Below are 16,807 nucleotides of genomic sequence, written 5' to 3'. Positions count from 1 at the left end.
CATTCGCATTTATGCGTGCTTGTCTCGTCGTATGAGGTCAACCCGGTGTGGGTAGAGTCCGCTTGCGCGGTCAAGCCCTTGACGTCGTACTTGCATTTTGCAAGTATGAGGCATGAGTCTTTTCATTACCTGCCCGGTTGAGAGTGTCGAGCGCGCGACCACCTTCTATGCCGCCCTCGGTTGGACCATGAACGCGGAGATGTCCGACCACAACGTCTCCTGCTTCATGATCGCGCCCGAGCAGTACGTCATGCTAGGAAGCCGGGAGATGTATGCAAGCGTCGGAGGTGCCGAGGAGTTGGTCGGCGGACCGGGCACACCCTCGAAGGTCACGGTCTCATTCGACCTGGGCAGTCGGGAGGCGGTCGATGAGCTCACCGAGCGCGCTGGCGCCGCCGGCGGGCGGATCGGTGACACCGACGACTATCCCTTCATGTACCAGCGCCAATTCGATGACCCGGACGGCTACCATTACTCGCCATTTTGGATGAAGCCGGACGCCGATCAGGGCGCGTGAGCAATCTCGCCGCAGCCCTCGACGTCGTCGGGTCGCGGTGGGCCCTCCTCATTGTGGAGCGACTGCTCGACGGGCCGCAGCGCTATGGCGATCTGCAACGCGATCTTGGAGTACCTACGAACATACTTGCGACCCGCCTGCGCGAGCTCGAGACAGCCGGTGTGTTATCCCGACTGCCGCTCCGGCACAACACCCGGGCCTACGCGCTGACTGATCGCGGGCTCGCCTTGCGTGAGGCGATCATCGCGCTGGCGCGATGGGGTGGCGAGGAACGGTCTTGATATGGCGGGAAGAGCGATGCCACCCAACAAGCTCACGGCAGATATGGAGCCACGACCGGATCACGGACTAGTCTTAGGACCAAACGATGTTGGGGGCGCGGGGATGAAGCCAATAACTGTTGATGGCGGCAAGGGAACGGTTGAACTGGATGCCGAGGGAGTTCTTCGCCTCGTCTGGAATCCGGGGACTGTCCTGACGGCAGACGACGTGCGCTCGGCGATGATGACAATCAACGACGTCGCCGACGGTTCCGAGTACCCGATGCTGATTGACATAACGAACACTAAGACCGTTACCCGCCAGGCCAAATCCGTTTTCAGCACCAAGTGCGCGGCTTCGCGGATTGCCTTGGTGGGTTCAAATCCTGTCAACCGCGTCATTGCCAATTTTGCCATGGCGCGGCGGACTCTTCCCTGTCCGACCCGGTTCTATCCCTCCCAGGATGAGGCCCTGGCCTGGCTCCTCACCGATCCGCATTCTTGACGGTATGAACTTTGAGAGGTTCCCGAGGCCGTAAGTGGTTCACTGGAGTATGACCATGGGCGAACTGCGGACTGTGATGACTGAGGACCTCGAGATTGCATACTACGACGACGGTCCGGCGGACGGGGCAGTTGCGGTGCTCCTCCACGGTTTCCCCTACGACGTCCTCAGCTTCCAGGCAGTTGCCCCGTTGTTGTCGGAGCGCGGAATTCGTTCCATCACTCCTTACCTCCGCGGGTACGGTGGGACACGGTTCCGGGAGGCCGCGACGCCTCGCTCCGGCCAGCAAGCGGCCGTCGGACAGGATCTGCTCGATCTCATCGATGTCCTGGAATTGCAGCGCCCAGTGGTCGCCGGGTATGACTGGGGCGGTCGGGCGGCCTGCATTGCCGCAGCCGTGCGCCCCGAACGCATTACCGGGCTTGTGACAGTCGGGGGCTACGCGATCCAGGACATCGCCTCGTCGGTGGAGCCGGCAGCCCCGATGGAGGAGTATCGGGACTGGTATCAGTGGTACTTCAACACCGATCGAGGTCGCGCGGGGCTTCAGGCCAACCGGGATGAATTGTGCGGCCTGCTCTGGCGATTGTGGTCACCGGAATGGGCTGGCGCCGGCGATGCCTACACCGCCAGCAGTCCCAGCCTGCACAACCCGGACTTCGTTGATGTCGCGGTGCACTCCTATCGCCATCGCCATCGGGCCGCGGATGGTGACGATCGTTTTGACGAGCTCGAGGCGTTTTTGGCGGAATCGCCTCCCATTTTGGTGCCAACGATTTCACTCGACGCACTGGCCGACGGGTTCGGGCCGGACGACTCTGAGCGGGATCGGAAGCACTTCGCCGGTCCGTTCGAAGTCCGCAGGCTAAAGGAAATAGGGCACAACGTGCCCCAAGAGGCCCCGCTGGCGTTCGCCAACGCTGTCGCCGACCTTCTCCTGCGCCCCTAAGCCGTCCGGCTAAATCCGGGAATAAGCGTACTTAAGCCTATGCGTCTTTCCGGTCCGGATTTTCCAGTCGGAAGAAGTTCGATTGGCTGCCGTCCGAGCGTTGTTCCTGATAGATGAAGTTCAGGCGGCGGGCATCGAAAGTGTTGAACCATTCTTCCCAGCTCACGCGCCGGAGATTGTTGTCTTTGTCTTGAAAATCAAGACGGAGTACGCCCAAGTGATCCCCGTGTTCGGTGCCTTCAACGGTTGCGGGCACTCCGCCGCGTTCCTCCGCCCACTGCTTGATGACTTCATGATGCGTTGTTACCAGGCTCCTTCCTTCCCGCTCGGGCTCGTCCTCTGGAGAAGTTACCTCCTGTGAGTACTTCAACGAGCTGGAGGACGCTTCGCCGGTCCGGATCTTGCCGTCGTCCGGCCCGGCGCCAACTGAGTCAGCCTCGGAGGCAGGGCCGTCCTGTTTCCGTTGTTCACCGGAGGAGCGTGCTGCGGCCACTTCGTGCACCAGCTCCTCCTTGCGCATGTCCGAAACGCCGCTAATGTTCTCCTCCCGGGCTTCCTGTCGGAGTTCATCAACCTTCATTCCACGAAGTTCCGTTTCACTCACCCGGGGCGTGTTCGGCGTCTGATTGCCGGGCTTCTCGTTCATGAAAACTCCTTCAGTCGGGATCGGATATTCATAAGGATACTTACTGTCTATTCCGTTCTGAAGGCGTCGTCAAGATTCACCGACCCCTGCGGAGCTCAATGGACCGCCAAGATGGCTGATGGCTACAGCTGTCTTGGGATCTTGAGGCAATCTTGAGGTTTCCCTGACCGATTCTTGAGGATTACCCAGCACCTTATATATGTCTGGGCAAGAGCGTAGGCGTACTGGGTGGCAGGTCTTGCAGTGGGCCGCCACTCAGATCCCACCTCACCTTTGGGCGATGTTCAACCCATCCTGCGGATCCATCGCGTGGTTTCGAGATCAGGGACCTTTTGGTCGTAGCCGGGCAGCGATGCGGTCCAGTGCGTCATCAACGGGAACTAAAGTTGCGGGCAGGTTCAGGAGGCCGTCCAGGTCTGCGTTGGCGGGCATGGCGTAACCCGGGGCTGGAACATCGCTCGACGTTCCCAGATAGTTCTCCGATGCAGAGTCGATCATCCGCGGCGTGAGCCGCATAGCGTCCGGCAGTTCCGGTAATGCGGTCCTGAGCGAGGCCGAGGGCGCAGGAGGCACGGCATGCATCAACGGATACACCAGCACAAGCTGGTCCGGCACCCAGTGGTCCTCATCCCGGAGCCTCAGGGCAGCGGCAGCGGCCAGATTGGCGCCGGCGCTGGCACCACCGAGGGAAAGCGACGTGATGCCCAACTCCATCATGTTTTCCCTTACCCATCGGGTGGCGGCAACGACGTCGTCAAAGGCCTCCATCTGCGCCCTCATGGACGGATCGCTGAGCCCGGCTTCCAATGATGGGATCCCGTCCAGCAAGGGAACCCGGGCGGCGATGTCAGGGTGGAACGGCATGGAGTTCCTTTCCTGGCGCTTACTGCTGGCTGCCGGCGTTGACGAGGATGCGGACCTTCACGGCGGTGATGTGTTTGTCGGAAAGGATCTCAAGTCGTTCGTCCCCGTTGAGGAAACGTCCTTCGCTTAGCCCGGAGTCGGTCACCAGCAACTCCCTCACCGAGTCAAGCTCAACGTCGCAACCGGCTTTGTGGAAGTCCACCTGTGCCCCTTGTCCCACCACGATGAATTCAGTGGCGTTGATGGCCAGGACCATACCGAAAGGACGGGCGTCCCCCGGAGTAGGGCCGTGGGTGGCGGCAACGGTTTCTTCCAGGAGTTCCGGCGCCGGCGGGACCCGCACACCTGCGTCCAGGAGCATGCCTTCAAGGAGCTTCCTTGAATTGCGGACAGTAATGTCGGTACCTGCCACGCTGGTGCTCAGGGATTCCTGGTCCGGGTCAAGGGCGAAACCAAAGATCCGGCCGTCGCGCTGGGCGTCCACAATTTCCGGAGTCAGGGAAGTGATGATGGAGCAGGCTGTGCTGTACTGGTTGCCTTCCCTGCCTTCCTCCACGCCGAAGACGTTGTAGCCCAGGCCTCCGAAGCCGCCAATTGCCAGGAATGCATCTCCTGCCCGGAAACGCGCTTCCGGGATGAACAACGGATTGGAATCGGAGGCATATTGGCGCATGACCTCCTCTGCGTTGGGAACGTAGATATCCGGTGCCAGGAAGTCGATGGCGGGCGCCGCCGCCCGCCATACCGGGACCATGCCGGCCGTCGGTCCTCCGCTGGGGTACTGGCCGGGAAGGTCCTGTCCACGTTGCGGGCCGATCCAGGCGTTTGCGTACGCGGGGAGGGGCAGCACTTCCTTTCCAGCCGCCGCCAAACCTCCTACGAAGGAAGCGAATCCCCACGCCATGAAGGTTTCCTCAGCAACAGGGTTGTCATCGCCGAAGCAGTCCGCCCAGCTCCTGCCGCCGTCCGGATTTGTGCCGAGCGCCTGCACCAGCTCAGGGGCGAAGGAATCCGGAGCCTGGGAAACAGCGGTGATCAGCTGCTCCGGGACCGGTGCATTCCATGCGGTTTCGCCCAGCGGACTGTGGTCCCTTCCTGCACCCAGCAGGCCCACTTCGTTCTCAACCTGGACCATGATGACTGTATGGTCCGGATCGACCTTGGCCACATGCTTCAACAGGGCTGTGTAGGCATTCCTGTCCGCTTCGAAAAGGTCCCGGGAGAAGACGGACAAGCTCGGCCGCGGCATTGACCCGGGGTAGGAGAAGGGTGTCTTCAGGGGTTTGGTGCCCCTGTCCGCGCGGGGGAAACGTTCCCGATCCGCCCGGACCCAGCCGGGGGCATAGGTGGAGAAAGCGTTCTTGAAGGCCCCGAACCAGATCATCACCAGGCGGACGCCGGTGGACCGGGCGTCCTCTACCAGGCTGTCGACGATCGAAAAGTCCAGTTCTCCCTCTACCGGTTCCACCTGCTCCCAAGACACAGGAGCGATCACGGTATTGATTCCGGCCTTTGCCAACTTGTCCCAGATGGGCGACATGTAGTCCCGGTCGGATGCACTCGAATTGTGCAGTTCCCCTCCGATGCAGAGAAACGGCTTTCCGTCCACAATGAGGCGGGTGTGACTGCCTGTGCGCTCGAGTCGCGGGAGGTTCTGGTGTGGCATGGTGGTCAGTCCTTAATGTTCGTGGGTCGGGTATTGGTGTCTGCGGGGAAACCTGTTGGGGAAGGGGGCGTGACCATGAGGTCGAACAGCTGGGTGGCAGTGCCGTCGCCAATTCCTATCCGGAAGGAACCTGGTTCCACGATGTATCCGGCCTGGTGATCGTTGGTCCAGAATCCCAGATCATCCAAGCCGATGGTCAGTGATACACGGCGTTCTTCGCCAGCCGGTACGAATACTCGGGTGAAGCCCCTCAACTGCCGGACGGGCCGGGTCACGCTGGCCAGGAGGTCGGAAACATACAACTGGACCACATCGTCGCCGTCCCTTGTTCCGGTATTTCGGACGATCGTGGAGAAAGTGATTCTGGATCCAGTCCGCAGCTCGTCCATGGTGACGGAAAGCGCTTGTTCCGGCGATGATTCCAGCTCAAAAGTCGTATAGCTGAGCCCGTATCCGAAACCGAATTGGGGACCCAGATCCAAGTCCAGGTATTTCGATTTGTAGTAGTCATCGGTGTTGTTGGGGCCGGTCAGTCCAACGTCCGGCCGTTGGTGTGCCAGCGAGCCACCCGTGCGGGCGGGCCTGCCTGTTGACTCATGGTTGTAGTAAATAGGAACTTGACCCACCGAGCGGGGGAAAGTCATGGGAAGTTTGCCGCCGGGATTGACCGTGCCGGTGAGGACATCCGAGATCGCTTTTCCGGCTTCTGTGCCCAGGTGCCATGCCAGGAGAAGGGCAGGACATTGGTCAATCCATCCGCTGACCACCAACGGACGGCCCGTCATCAGGACTACGGCAAATGGGGTGCCCGAACCGGCAATGGCATGGATCAATTTCTCCTGGTCTCCGGGCAGGTCCAATGAACTCCGCGAGCTCGCCTCCCCGGAAAGGTCACTGGGTTCCCCGACGGCGACGATCACCAGGTCCGCCTCAGCGGCAGCAGCAGCTGCTTCAGCCTGAAGGCCGGGATCGGAATCAAAGAAGGTGGCACCGGGCAAGGTGGTCACTACGGACTCCGGCAGGGCCGCGGCGAGCGATTCGGCAATTGAGGTGGTGGTGGGGCTGGCGAAGTACTGCACCCACGCGCCCAGGTGGTCCCTGTTTTCAGCGTAAGGACCCACCACAAGGACTCGCTGTCCCCGGGGCTTCAGCGGCAACACGCCGTCGTCGTTCTTCAGCAGGACGGTGCAACGAGCGGCAGTGGCCCTGGCGGCCGCCAGGGAGGCTTCATCAGGACCGGTTGCGGCTGCGGACTCGTCCACATAAGGGTTCTCGAACAGGCCCAGCGCTTCCTTGAGCCGCAGCACACGGAGTACGGCGTCGTCCAGGCGCGCGGGATCCACCACGCCCTCCTCGATCAGGGGCTCACCCCCGCTCAGCAACGAGCCGCCCATCTCCACATCGAGCCCGGCGGAAAGTGCCAGCCGCCCGGCGTCGGACGCGTTGGCGGCGACGCCATGCTCAACCAGTTCGCCGACGCCACCGGCGTCAGCAACGACGATGCCGGTATGTCCCCACTCGTCCTTCAAGACGCTGGTGAGCATCTCCCGGTTGGCGTGCATCGGTACACCTGAAACTGCATTGAAGCTCGCCATGACACTGGCAACCCCCGCCTTGACCGCGACCCTGAATGGCTCAAGATACACGTTCCGGAGCCGTTGAACAGAGATGTCCGTGGTGTTGTAGTCGCGGCCTCCTTCTGCCGCACTGTAGCCAACAAAGTGCTTGGCGCAGGCGGCTATGGAGGTATTCGACGCAAGGTCCTCACCTTGGTACCCGCGGATCTTGGCCTCCCCGAAGACGGCATTGAGGAAGGGGTCTTCGCCAAACCCTTCCACCACGCGTCCCCACCGCGGGTCCCGGGATACATCGATCATGGGTGAAAAAGTCCAGTTGACCCCGCCGGACCGGGCTTCTTTGGCAGAGAGCCTGGCATCTGTTGCGGCAACTTCGGGATCGAAGCTGGCCGCCTGCGCCAGAGGGGTGGGGAAGATGGTGAACTGTCCGTGGACAACGTCCAGGCCGATCAGGAGCGGGATGCCGTGCCGGCTCTCCTCAACAGCGATCCGTTGGAGGTCATTGGTGGCCTTCGCCGACGGGGGCCAGAAAAGCGCACCGGCACCGCTTCGTGCAAGGTCCCCCGCTTCTGCGGAGTCAGGCCTCCAGACGATCTGGAGCTGCGCAAGCTTCTCTGCATGGGTCATTGATGCCAGGATCTGTTCCGGCTGTACTCTAACTTTCACGGTGAGGATCCTCCTGGGACGGTTGGTGGATCTGGTGCCTGATGAGGTCCAGTGTGCGCATGATGGCCAGGGAGTCGCTCAAGGGCATCACGGAGCTCTCGGATTTGCCGGCTTCGATAAGCCCATGGAAGTCGAGAATTTCGTACCTGAGTCCGCCGCCAACAATGGGCGCGTGAATGGTGTGGGACTGCTGAAGTCCCGGCCCTGAGGGGTTGTAACGTGAAAAGGTCAGCTCGTTGGGACAATGATGCGGGGCCGGCAGTTCAATGATGCCTTCGGTTCCCAGTATCCGTGCGTTATTGGGCAGCACTGTGGACATTGATGAGCTGATGTATCCGGTTGCACCGTCGCTGAAGGACAAAAGCGCCGTCGCGTCCAGGTCCACGCCGCTGGTGCTGCTGCGGCCGAACGCGGCGACGGCCGGTTCATCGCCCAGCAACCAGTGCGAGAGCTGAACAGGGTAAACACCCATCTCCAGCAGGCTTCCGCCGCCAAGGGCGGGATCGTACAACTGTGGCCGCGCCCGCGGCCCAGCCTCCGGAATCGGAAAACCGAAGGACGCTTCAACCTTCCGGGCCTTTCCGATCGCACCGCTGTCCACCAGCCTCTTCAGCTCAACGAACGCAGGCAGGAACCGGGACCACATGGCCTCCATCAGCACTGTCCCGGTTCGTTTGGCGATTTGGGACAGATCGAGGGCTTCGGCGTGGGTGGACGTGAAGGGTTTTTCGACCAGGACATGTTTGCCCGCCTCCAGGAATTGCCTGGCATGCTCGTGATGCAATCCTGCCGGGGTTGAAACGTACACCGCGTCAATGGTGGGGTCATGGGCAAGGTCCTGGAAGGACAGGTGCTGTTTCGGAATGCCGAATTCGGAACAGAACTTCCCCGAGGCCGCGGCGGTCCGGGACGCTGCAGCAGCGAGAGAGGCAGAGGGGACTTCAGCAAGAGTTTGCGCGAATTCGCGGGCAATGGTTCCAGTGCCGGCGAGTCCCCATCTCACGGTGTTGTTGTTGGGCACGTCAGTCCTTTGCTTCCAGTGCCAGATCGGCAGGGTCGTCCAGGTTTGCTGAGTCGTCCAGGTCGTCAGGTTCCCCTGCCGGGGCGGGTTCATCGGAAAGGCGTCCATCGGGCAGCAACAGCGCGGCAATGAAGCCCAGGATGTAGACGCCCGCCAGGGAAAGGAAAACGGGAGAGAACACGTCGTGGTAAATCGAGGCGATCTCTGCCTGCACGGACGGTCCGGCGCCATGGACCAAGGCCGGGGTGAGCGTGTGGGAATCCAGCCCGGCCGGCAGCAGCGACGCGACACCGAACCCCACCACTCCACCCACGACTGCCGATCCGATGGTGGACCCGATCTGGCCGCTCAGCCCGGCAGCCGCCGTAGCGGTACCGAGTTCACTGCGTGGTGCAGCACTTTGCACGATTGCTATGGCAAGGCTCATGAACGCTCCGGTGCCGAGGCCCACGAACGCCATGATCGACGCCGGGAACCACAGCGGGACGCCCGCCGGGAGCAAGGACATGGCCCCGAGCCCCAGGGCCCCCATTATTGTCCCGACCAGCGGAAAGACCCGGTAGCGGCCCGTCCGCGAAGCTGCCCAACCCGTCACAAGGTTACCCACCAACATCCCGAGCACCGTGGCTATGGGAACCAGCCCTGAGACGGTGGCACTGACGCCGTAGGCCATCTGGAAATACGTTGGCAGGTACGCCGTAGCCGAGATGAGCCCGGCACCCATGACTGCAGACAAGCCCACGCCTGCACTGAACGTGCGGTTGCGGAACAGGCGGACCGGGATGATCGGGTTGCGTTGGCCACGCTCGACGGCGATCAGGCCCACCAGGGCCGCTGCGCCGGCACCCACGGCGATCCACGCCGAGGAGTTTGCTGAACTGAACCATGCAACGGCCAGCACCACCGCCACAAGGACAGCTGTAAGCAAAAGTGCACCAACGCCGTCGAACCGTTTTTTGCTGCCTGCCGGCTCAATGTGCGGAACGGCGATGACCGCCAGGAGAAGCGCGGCCAGCCCCACCGGGACATTGATCCAAAAAACCCAAGGCCACCCCCAGTGGTCCGTGATCAGGCCTCCGAGGAGCGGCCCGATCAAAATTGCCACCGGAAAGGCGGCCCCGATCAGTGACAGGTATTGCGGGCGTTGCCTTGGTGTTGCCACCTCGGCGACGATTGTCTGCGACATCAGCTGGAGTCCGGCGGCGCTCATGCCCTGGAAGACCCGGGCGACGACCAGCTGCGTCATGTCATGCGCGAAGCCACAAGCGAACGACGCCACAACAAAGCCGGCCAGCGCAACCAGGAAGACCATCCGTGGGCCGACCCGGTCACCCAGCCCACCGAGGACCGGGAGCAGGACGGTACTGGCCAGCGTGTAGCCGACCACCACCCAGCTCATGTGCTGGAGGGCGCCAAGCTCGCCGGCCACTGTGGCCAATGACGTTGAAACGATGGTGTGATCCAGGGCCCCGAGGAATGACACCGCCAGGAGCGCTGCCATGAGGAGCCGGAGGCGTGTGGCGGAGATCGGGAGCCTTTTGGTGCTGGCGCTGGTGCTGTTGCGGACTCCGGTCACGGCGTCCCGTCGATCTCGGCCTCCAGGCTGTGCAGAAGCGCGTGCTGCCGCCGGACCTGTTCAATGGATCGGTAAGGCAACCGATCGCCTTCGTATTCGCTGGACAGGTAACCCGACCATTCGTTCTCCTTCAGGGTTTGAAGGATCTCGCGCCACGGTATCTGGCCGTCAACAAGGTCATCGCCGATGTCGAAGAACTTGGCCTGAATGAAGGACACGTAGGGGAGGACATCCACCAGGTCCGACATCGGCACGGCCAGGGGTTTACGCCAGCCTTCTTCCTGGGCTTCTTCACTAAGGCCGTCGTGCTTGGCGGTGGTGATTGCCCTTTGGAAGATTCCGGTATCGATCAGCAGGCGGAAGTTCTTCGAACCCGTCCGTTCGATGAACTCGATGTACTCGTCCACCACCGGGTGCTTGATGGGCGTGGGCGCATGGATTTCCGGACAAATGATAAGGTCCAGCTCCGCCGCTAGGTCCAGGTTGCGTTCAATCACTTCTTCCCAGATCGGATGCGGGCGCAGGTCCATGGACACCACCCCGATCTTCGGCCGGACTGAAGTGAAACCGAGGCGATGGGCCAGCCGGAGATCGCGGGCAAGCATCACAGCACCCTCATCGGCCGTGAGGTCGCGGTGACGCCACAAGCTGGAGTCAATCCAGGACCCGTAGTTGGTGGGCTCCAGCTGGTATTTTTCGAGCAGCCCGTACCATTGGTCGATCCACGCGGTGGACGGTTCCGGATAGTTGGGCACATGACCTTCGCCCAGGATTTCGATCCCGGTGGCGCCGATGTCAGCTATTTGTGCCATGGCGTCTTCGAGGGTGAGGACGGTGTTGATGTCACCGGTGTAGCTGTAAAGGGAGACGCCGTACTTGAGGTTGCTCATGCGAGGACCGTGACCTTTCGCTGGGACGTGAAAATTGACGGTTGGAATTCTGCTGGAATGTAGGGTGCGTGCAGCGCGATATCAACGCGCACATCGTGGACACCTACGGCCAGGCCGCCTGCGAGCGGCACCATGACGGTGGCCAGTTCATCGAGCTGCCAGCGGACATCGGTGGACCGGCGCAGTTCCTGGATGCTGAAAGTTCGACCCTGGAGTGTCCAGTACGGTACTTCCCGGCTCCATTCCTGGCCGTCTACGGTGACAGCCACGCCGTCGATGAGGCTTCCCCAGACGCCCCGGTAATTGGGCATGCGCAGGGCTATTTCGAAGCCCACCGTGTCCGTTCCTTCCTGGACGTTGCGAAAGCCCCGGCTTTGGATCAGTTCTCGTTCGAGGACCATGTTTTCCTCACTTCTCTGTAGACGTGGAGTTGATTGATTCAGCAATGTGGCGTGCACCGGCGACGGCCAAAGCCACTCCGGTCAATGTGGGGTTGCAGGCTGTGGGGGTCGGAATGACACCGTTGCCGGCAACGAACAAGCCCCTGACATCCCAGACCTGCCCGGTGGGATCGCAAACGGCAGTTCCATCGTTGGTGGTGCCCATGCGCAAGGTGCCTTGGTAATGCAGGGAGGCCCCGGCAGGGAACGTGAGCGGTTCCTCCCCGAGCGGCTCTCCCAGGGACCTCGCAGCGGCGATCACAGATTCGCGCGCAGCAGACAGCGTCTGCTCATCACGTTCGGTGAAGGTGTAGTGGATGTTCATCGCAGGCAGCCCGTATGCGTCCGTGGTGTCTTCGGAGAACTCAACGCGATCGGAGGCCTGAAGGTCCTTGGCGCAGAACCACCCCAGGCCCACGATCGAACCAGGGATGACGTCCCCTGAAATGGGAACCGGCGACGCGTCGAGTTGCATGACCTGTCCATGAAAGGGCTGCTCATCAGTGAAAGGAACCCAGCTGACACCGCTTTGGGCGGTGATGGTGGTGTCGTGCGAGGAGGCCGCGGGAACATCATCCACGACGCCGGTCAACCGGACAGCGTGGACGACCTGCGGTTGGTCGTTCAGGTACCGGCCGAGTGCTTCGGGACGGATACCGGAAGCAAACAGCAGCTGCGGACCGCGGAGGGCATCGGCGGCAACTACGACGTACCGGGCCGCAATGTCATGTTCGTTTCCCGTTTTGTCGTCGCGAACCCGCACACCGCTGACCTCATCTCCGTTGGTCAACACCCGCACAACCACGCTTTCATCGAACAGGCGGGCCCTGGGGTTGTTTCGCGTTTCATCCCCGAACACCACGTCAGCCCCGGACCAGATGAAGCGGCCGTCCCCGGTGCGGCGCACGGCCAGCGGCATGGGTTGCACCCGGCGGTCAGGCGAGCGGCCGTCGTCGAGCGCTGACGCCAGCCGTGACCGGACCAAGTCAGCCAGGGGAGCCTCGGCCAAGGCCTCTGCGCTGACGGAGAGGAGACGTTCCGCCTCGGTCAGGAGCTCGTCCATGTTGGGAAGGAACGCAATACGCTCGCTGTCGCCAGGACGCGGGCATGCGCCGGTCCAGTGCGCTGCCATACCGCCAACATTGCTGGAGAAGGCAAGGCCCGGCAGTCCAGCCTCGCCGGGCTGCTGCCATCCTTCCTCGAGGAGGAAGGTACCGGGCCGCACCGGGCGTGCGACGTCGCGTGCATACTCAGCAAGGTCCCCTCCGGTTGGGAGGGCGCTGACTTTTCCTTCCGAACGGCGCTGGGCAGCTTCGCGGTCCTGCACGCTTGCGATGTTCTTGACGTGGGAGCCGGGCGGGTCACTGATGGTCGGTCCGGCCTCGAAAATGGCAATGCTTGCCTGGGGACTGAGCTCGGAGAGTATCCGTGCATAGGTAGCACCGGCGGGGCCGCTTCCAATGATTGCGACGTCGACGCCGGCCGGATAAGGGCGCGCTGAAGGTACTGCTGTGGTGGTCATGCTGTTCTCCAGGAGTCAGTAGGAGGGAGGGCTTCACGCCCTGGGGGTTTGCTCAGCGGGCGACTGTGGACAGTGCCGGTTGAGCGTCAAGAAAGAGTCGTCGTTCCCGACGCCGTTCAGCTTGCAGGGCCGGGTTGGCGATGGGGGAGGCCAGGAGCAGGGCCTTCGTGTAGGCATGGTGCGGATTGGCAATAACCTGTTCCGTGATGCCGGTCTCCACGATCTCTCCTCGACGCATTACGGCAACACGCTCGCTGATGTGTCGGACCACATCCAGATCGTGGGTGACAAACAGGAGCGAAACGCCGGTCTGCTCTTGTATGTCTGCAAACAGTTGGAGAACCCGTGCCTGGGTGGACAAGTCCAGGGCGCTGACGGGCTCGTCACACACAATGAGCTTGGGATTCCTGCACAGGGACCGGGCAATGGCAATGCGTTGCCGCTGGCCTCCGGAGAACTCCCGAGGGTAACGGGCGCTGGCGTTAGAGGGCAGATTCACTACATCGAGGAGCTCCCGGACCCGTCGTTGAGCATCAACCTTGGACGTTCCGGAAACCTGCATCGGCTCCGACAAGATGTCGCTGATGGTCATGGACGGATTCAGCGAGGTATAAGGATCCTGAAAAACCACCTGAATGTCGCTGCTCAGTGCCCGGCGTTCCTTTTTGCTGAGCCTGGTGATTGATCTGCCGTCGAAGCGGATGTCGCCGCCGGTCACCGGAGCGAGACCCAAGACGGCCCGGCCGATGGTTGACTTTCCCGAGCCGGACTCGCCGACGAGTCCCAAGGTTTCCCCGGGTTTGATGTCGAGGCTCACCCCCTGCAAGGCGCGGAAGGAACGTTTGCGGCCGAATCCACCGATCCTGTAGTCGACGGTCAGGTCGGTGATCCGCAGGAGGGGCTCCGCTTCGGGGGAGGCGGTGTGGTTGACGGAAGTCATCGTGCACCTTCTGTCTCGGTTGTCATGTCCGACCCTGCAGAGGCGGCGGTTGTTGTTTTCGACGTTGAATCCAGGGCCGAGTCCAAGAGGAGCCGTGTGTACTCTTCCTGTGGGTTCGTAAACAGGTCAGTAACGGCCGCCACTTCAACAATTTCTCCATTGCGCATTACGGCTACCTGGTCGCAGAGGTCCGCTACCACTCCGAAGTTATGGGTAACCAGGACGACGCCCATGCCGCGTTCCGCCTGAAGGCTGCGGATGAGGTCCAGCACGTCCGCCTGTACGGTGACGTCCAGTGCGGTGGTGGGTTCGTCAGCGATGAGGAGCTCGGGATTGCAGGAGACGGCTCCTGCGATGAGCACGCGCTGTGCCATTCCGCCGGAGACTTGATGCGGGTAGGACTTGAAGACGCGCTCAGGATCGGGAATGCCTACGCGGGCGAGGAGTTTGAGGGCTTCGTCTTTGGCGGCTTTCGCCGATATGCCCAGGTGGTGCTGCATTGGCTCGGTCAGCTGGGACCCTATCCGGAACGCGGGATCGAGGTTGCTCATGGGCTCCTGGGGAATGTAGCCGATCCGGGCGCCCCGCAGGCGGTTGCGCTCCTTCGGAGTCATCCCCAACAGGTCCGCTCCGGCGAAACTCAAGGTTCCGGCAGTCATTTCGGCTTGCCCGGGCAAGAGACCCAGTACCGAGAAGGCGGTTTGAGATTTGCCGGAGCCCGATTCCCCTACCAAACCAAGGATCTGACCGCGCTCCACCGTCAAGGAAATGCCTTTGACGACGTCGGACTTCTCTCCGTTGGGGCGGGGATAGGAAACCCGGAGATCGTTGATGACCAATAGTGCGTCTTCGGGTTCCGCGGATGCCTTTGTCATGGGCCGTGCGGGCTGAGGAGTTGAGACCGCTTCTTTGGCAGCCTTTCTGGTCTTGACGCGGCCGGCTGCGGATCCGTAGTTCGCCAAAGCATCGCGGAAGCCGTTGCCAACCAGGGTGCAGGCCATGACCGTCAACACCAGGGCAACGCTTGGCCAGAGGAGCAGCCAGGGAGCGTTGAAGATGTTCTGGGAAGCGTCATTGAGCATCAGCCCCCAACTGGCCTTGTCAGAGGAGCCAAGGCCGAGGAAGGCAATTCCTGCCTCGATTCCGATGCCGGCACCTGCCAACAATGCCGCCTGGATGATGGTGGGCGTGATGACCACCGGCAGGATGTGGCGGACCATGATGCGGATGTCGCTCAACCCGGAGACCCGGGCTGCGTCCACGTACAGCTCTTCCCGCACGGCCCGGACCGAGCCGCGGATGAGCAGGAACACCGAGGGGGCGATCAGTATGCCGAACACCACCAGCGCAAGCGAGGTGCTGCGTCCTACACGGGCCAGCACTACAAGGAGCACCACGATGGCCGGCAGGGACAGGAGCGCGCCACTGATCCACATGCTGAGGCCGTCGATCCATCCCTGGCGGTAACCCGCCAGGAGCCCGGTGGGTACGCCAATCAGCAAGCTCACGGCGATGACGATCGCTGCGCTCAAAAGGCTGGTTTGTGCGCCGTACACGAGGTTTGCCAGCACGTCGCGGCCCACACCATCAGCGCCCAACGGATGCTCAGGGGTGAAAGGGGGTGCCAGGACATCGGCGAGGCGCGTTGCGGTGGGATCGTAGGAGGTGATCAGCGGTGCGAGGACCGCCACCACAACGAGCAGGGCGAGGAACACCAGCGAAATTACTGCTGCAGGTTCACGGAGGAACTTCTTGATCAGGTTGTCCGCCTGCGGCGCGGCGATTACCACGTCCAAAGACTTGCGGGTACCGGTGACAAGGTTATCGGTCATGAGACACGAACTTTCGGATTGATCCAGCCTTGTGCCAGATCGACGAGAAGATTGACGACGACCACCAGCACCACCGTGACCAAGACGATCCCGAGCACTACGGGCAAGTCGCCACGACCGGCCGAGTTGTTGGCCTGGGTGCCGATTCCGGGGATATTGAAAACTTTTTCAATGATCACCGAGCTGGAGATGGCAACAATGAACATCAGGGATACCGTGGTGAGGCTCGGGCCGGCGGCGCTTCGCAAGGCGTGCTTGACCACGACGCTTCGCTCGGGGAGGCCCCTGCTCCGTAGTGTTCGAACAAAGTCCTGCTGCATGACATCGATCATGGATCCCCGGACCTGCAGGGCAATGGAAGCCAAAGAACCCAACGCCAGGGCAATTACCGGGAGCGTGATGGAGGCGAGCCACTTGGCGGGTGATTCGGTGAAGGCGGTGAAACCGGTGGCCGGCACCATGCGAAGTTGTACAGCGAAAACCAAAGCCAGAACCAGGGCCACCAGGAAACCGGGAATTGCCTGAACCAAAGTCGACGCCACTTGAAGACCGCGATCCAGTCGACCCCGGCGCAAGGCTGCAGTGACCCCGATCAACGTTCCGAAGGCAGCAGCGAGGATCAGTGAGCCGATCACCATGGAAAGGGTGGGCGGCAATGTTTGGGAGAGCAATTCTCCCACGGGCTGGTTGGTGAACCAGGACCGGCCCAAGTCTCCACGGACAGCCGATCCGAGCCACTGGAAGTATTGGCTGATCAATGGCTCATCGAGGCCCAGTTGTTGGCGCTTGGCCTCCACTTGTTCCACTGAAGCCACTGGCCCCAAAACCTGACGGACAGGGTCTTGCCCTGTGAGGTTCAGGAGGAAAAACGTCGCAGTGGAAATAACGAACATGAGCACCAGTCCTGAGGCCAGGCGGCGAAGGATAAACATCAGC

General features: G+C 61.9%; 16 protein-coding genes. 4 read left to right on the top strand and 12 right to left on the bottom strand.

Translation table 11 applies throughout. From position 1 onward, the window contains the following. Positions 1 to 112: 112 nt before the first annotated feature. From M1D51_RS11435 to M1D51_RS11420, 4 genes are all read left to right on the top strand, one after another. The gene (locus tag M1D51_RS11435) at positions 113 to 517 is read left to right on the top strand and encodes a VOC family protein (RefSeq protein WP_172326114.1); all 405 of its coding nucleotides are present in this window, start codon (positions 113 to 115) and stop codon (positions 515 to 517) included. Then, positions 514 to 798, top strand: a complete 285-nt coding sequence (locus M1D51_RS11430; RefSeq protein ID WP_458106543.1) for a winged helix-turn-helix transcriptional regulator — start codon at positions 514 to 516, stop codon at positions 796 to 798. The genes M1D51_RS11435 and M1D51_RS11430 overlap by 4 nt, the downstream gene beginning before the upstream one ends. Positions 799 to 901: 103 nt before the next feature. Next, positions 902 to 1,282 (top strand): STAS/SEC14 domain-containing protein, encoded by a 381-nt coding sequence (locus M1D51_RS11425; protein WP_458106542.1) that lies wholly within the window; start codon positions 902 to 904, stop codon positions 1,280 to 1,282. 55 nt (positions 1,283 to 1,337) lie between these two features. Then, complete coding sequence (locus M1D51_RS11420; RefSeq protein WP_458106541.1) at positions 1,338 to 2,231, top strand: alpha/beta fold hydrolase; 894 nt, start codon at positions 1,338 to 1,340, stop codon at positions 2,229 to 2,231. Positions 2,232 to 2,268: 37 nt separating this feature from the next. Here M1D51_RS11420 and M1D51_RS11415 read toward each other — a convergent pair whose 3' ends face one another. From M1D51_RS11415 to M1D51_RS11360, 12 genes are all read right to left on the bottom strand, one after another. Then, a complete protein-coding gene (locus M1D51_RS11415) occupies positions 2,269 to 2,877 on the bottom strand; it encodes a Rho termination factor N-terminal domain-containing protein (protein WP_458106540.1) in 609 nt (202 codons plus the stop codon). Positions 2,878 to 3,198: 321 nt separating this feature from the next. Beyond that, positions 3,199 to 3,741, bottom strand: a complete 543-nt coding sequence (locus tag M1D51_RS11410; protein ID WP_458106539.1) for an alpha/beta hydrolase fold domain-containing protein — start codon at positions 3,739 to 3,741, stop codon at positions 3,199 to 3,201. Positions 3,742 to 3,760: 19 nt separating this feature from the next. After that, on the bottom strand, positions 3,761 to 5,407 hold the full coding sequence (locus M1D51_RS11405) for a GH35 family beta-galactosidase (protein WP_458106538.1): 1,647 nt from the start codon (positions 5,405 to 5,407) through the stop codon (positions 3,761 to 3,763). Between the two features lie 5 nt (positions 5,408 to 5,412). After that, positions 5,413 to 7,650, bottom strand: a complete 2,238-nt coding sequence (locus M1D51_RS11400; RefSeq protein ID WP_458106537.1) for a glycoside hydrolase family 3 N-terminal domain-containing protein — start codon at positions 7,648 to 7,650, stop codon at positions 5,413 to 5,415. Continuing rightward, the gene (locus M1D51_RS11395; protein ID WP_458106536.1) at positions 7,640 to 8,671 is read right to left on the bottom strand and encodes a Gfo/Idh/MocA family protein; all 1,032 of its coding nucleotides are present in this window, start codon (positions 8,669 to 8,671) and stop codon (positions 7,640 to 7,642) included. The genes M1D51_RS11400 and M1D51_RS11395 overlap by 11 nt, the downstream gene beginning before the upstream one ends. Position 8,672: 1 nt before the next feature. After that, positions 8,673 to 10,247, bottom strand: coding sequence for an MDR family MFS transporter (locus M1D51_RS11390; RefSeq protein WP_458106535.1), 1,575 nt, complete (start codon positions 10,245 to 10,247; stop codon positions 8,673 to 8,675). Then, complete coding sequence (locus M1D51_RS11385; protein ID WP_458106534.1) at positions 10,244 to 11,137, bottom strand: sugar phosphate isomerase/epimerase family protein; 894 nt, start codon at positions 11,135 to 11,137, stop codon at positions 10,244 to 10,246. Before M1D51_RS11385 ends, M1D51_RS11390 begins: the two co-directional genes overlap by 4 nt. Further along, positions 11,134 to 11,538 carry a C-glycoside deglycosidase beta subunit domain-containing protein gene (locus M1D51_RS11380; RefSeq protein WP_253951636.1) on the bottom strand — a complete coding sequence of 135 codons (405 nt, stop codon included), beginning with the start codon at positions 11,536 to 11,538 and terminating at the stop codon, positions 11,134 to 11,136. The genes M1D51_RS11385 and M1D51_RS11380 overlap by 4 nt, the downstream gene beginning before the upstream one ends. Positions 11,539 to 11,545: 7 nt before the next feature. Then, positions 11,546 to 13,099: a GMC oxidoreductase gene (locus M1D51_RS11375; protein ID WP_458106533.1), complete on the bottom strand. Its 1,554-nt coding sequence runs from the start codon at positions 13,097 to 13,099 to the stop codon at positions 11,546 to 11,548. A 52-nt stretch (positions 13,100 to 13,151) separates the two neighbouring features. Continuing rightward, on the bottom strand, positions 13,152 to 14,039 hold the full coding sequence (locus M1D51_RS11370; RefSeq protein ID WP_458106532.1) for an ATP-binding cassette domain-containing protein: 888 nt from the start codon (positions 14,037 to 14,039) through the stop codon (positions 13,152 to 13,154). Further along, positions 14,036 to 15,871: a dipeptide/oligopeptide/nickel ABC transporter permease/ATP-binding protein gene (locus M1D51_RS11365; RefSeq protein WP_458106531.1), complete on the bottom strand. Its 1,836-nt coding sequence runs from the start codon at positions 15,869 to 15,871 to the stop codon at positions 14,036 to 14,038. The genes M1D51_RS11370 and M1D51_RS11365 overlap by 4 nt, the downstream gene beginning before the upstream one ends. Then, positions 15,868 to 16,803, bottom strand: coding sequence for an ABC transporter permease (locus tag M1D51_RS11360; protein ID WP_458109580.1), 936 nt, complete (start codon positions 16,801 to 16,803; stop codon positions 15,868 to 15,870). The genes M1D51_RS11365 and M1D51_RS11360 overlap by 4 nt, the downstream gene beginning before the upstream one ends. Between the last annotated feature and the right edge of the window lie 4 nt (positions 16,804 to 16,807).

It is taken from the genome of Arthrobacter sp. R3-55 (genome assembly GCF_054161505.1).
This window is presented reverse-complemented; position numbering and strand designations above follow the sequence as displayed.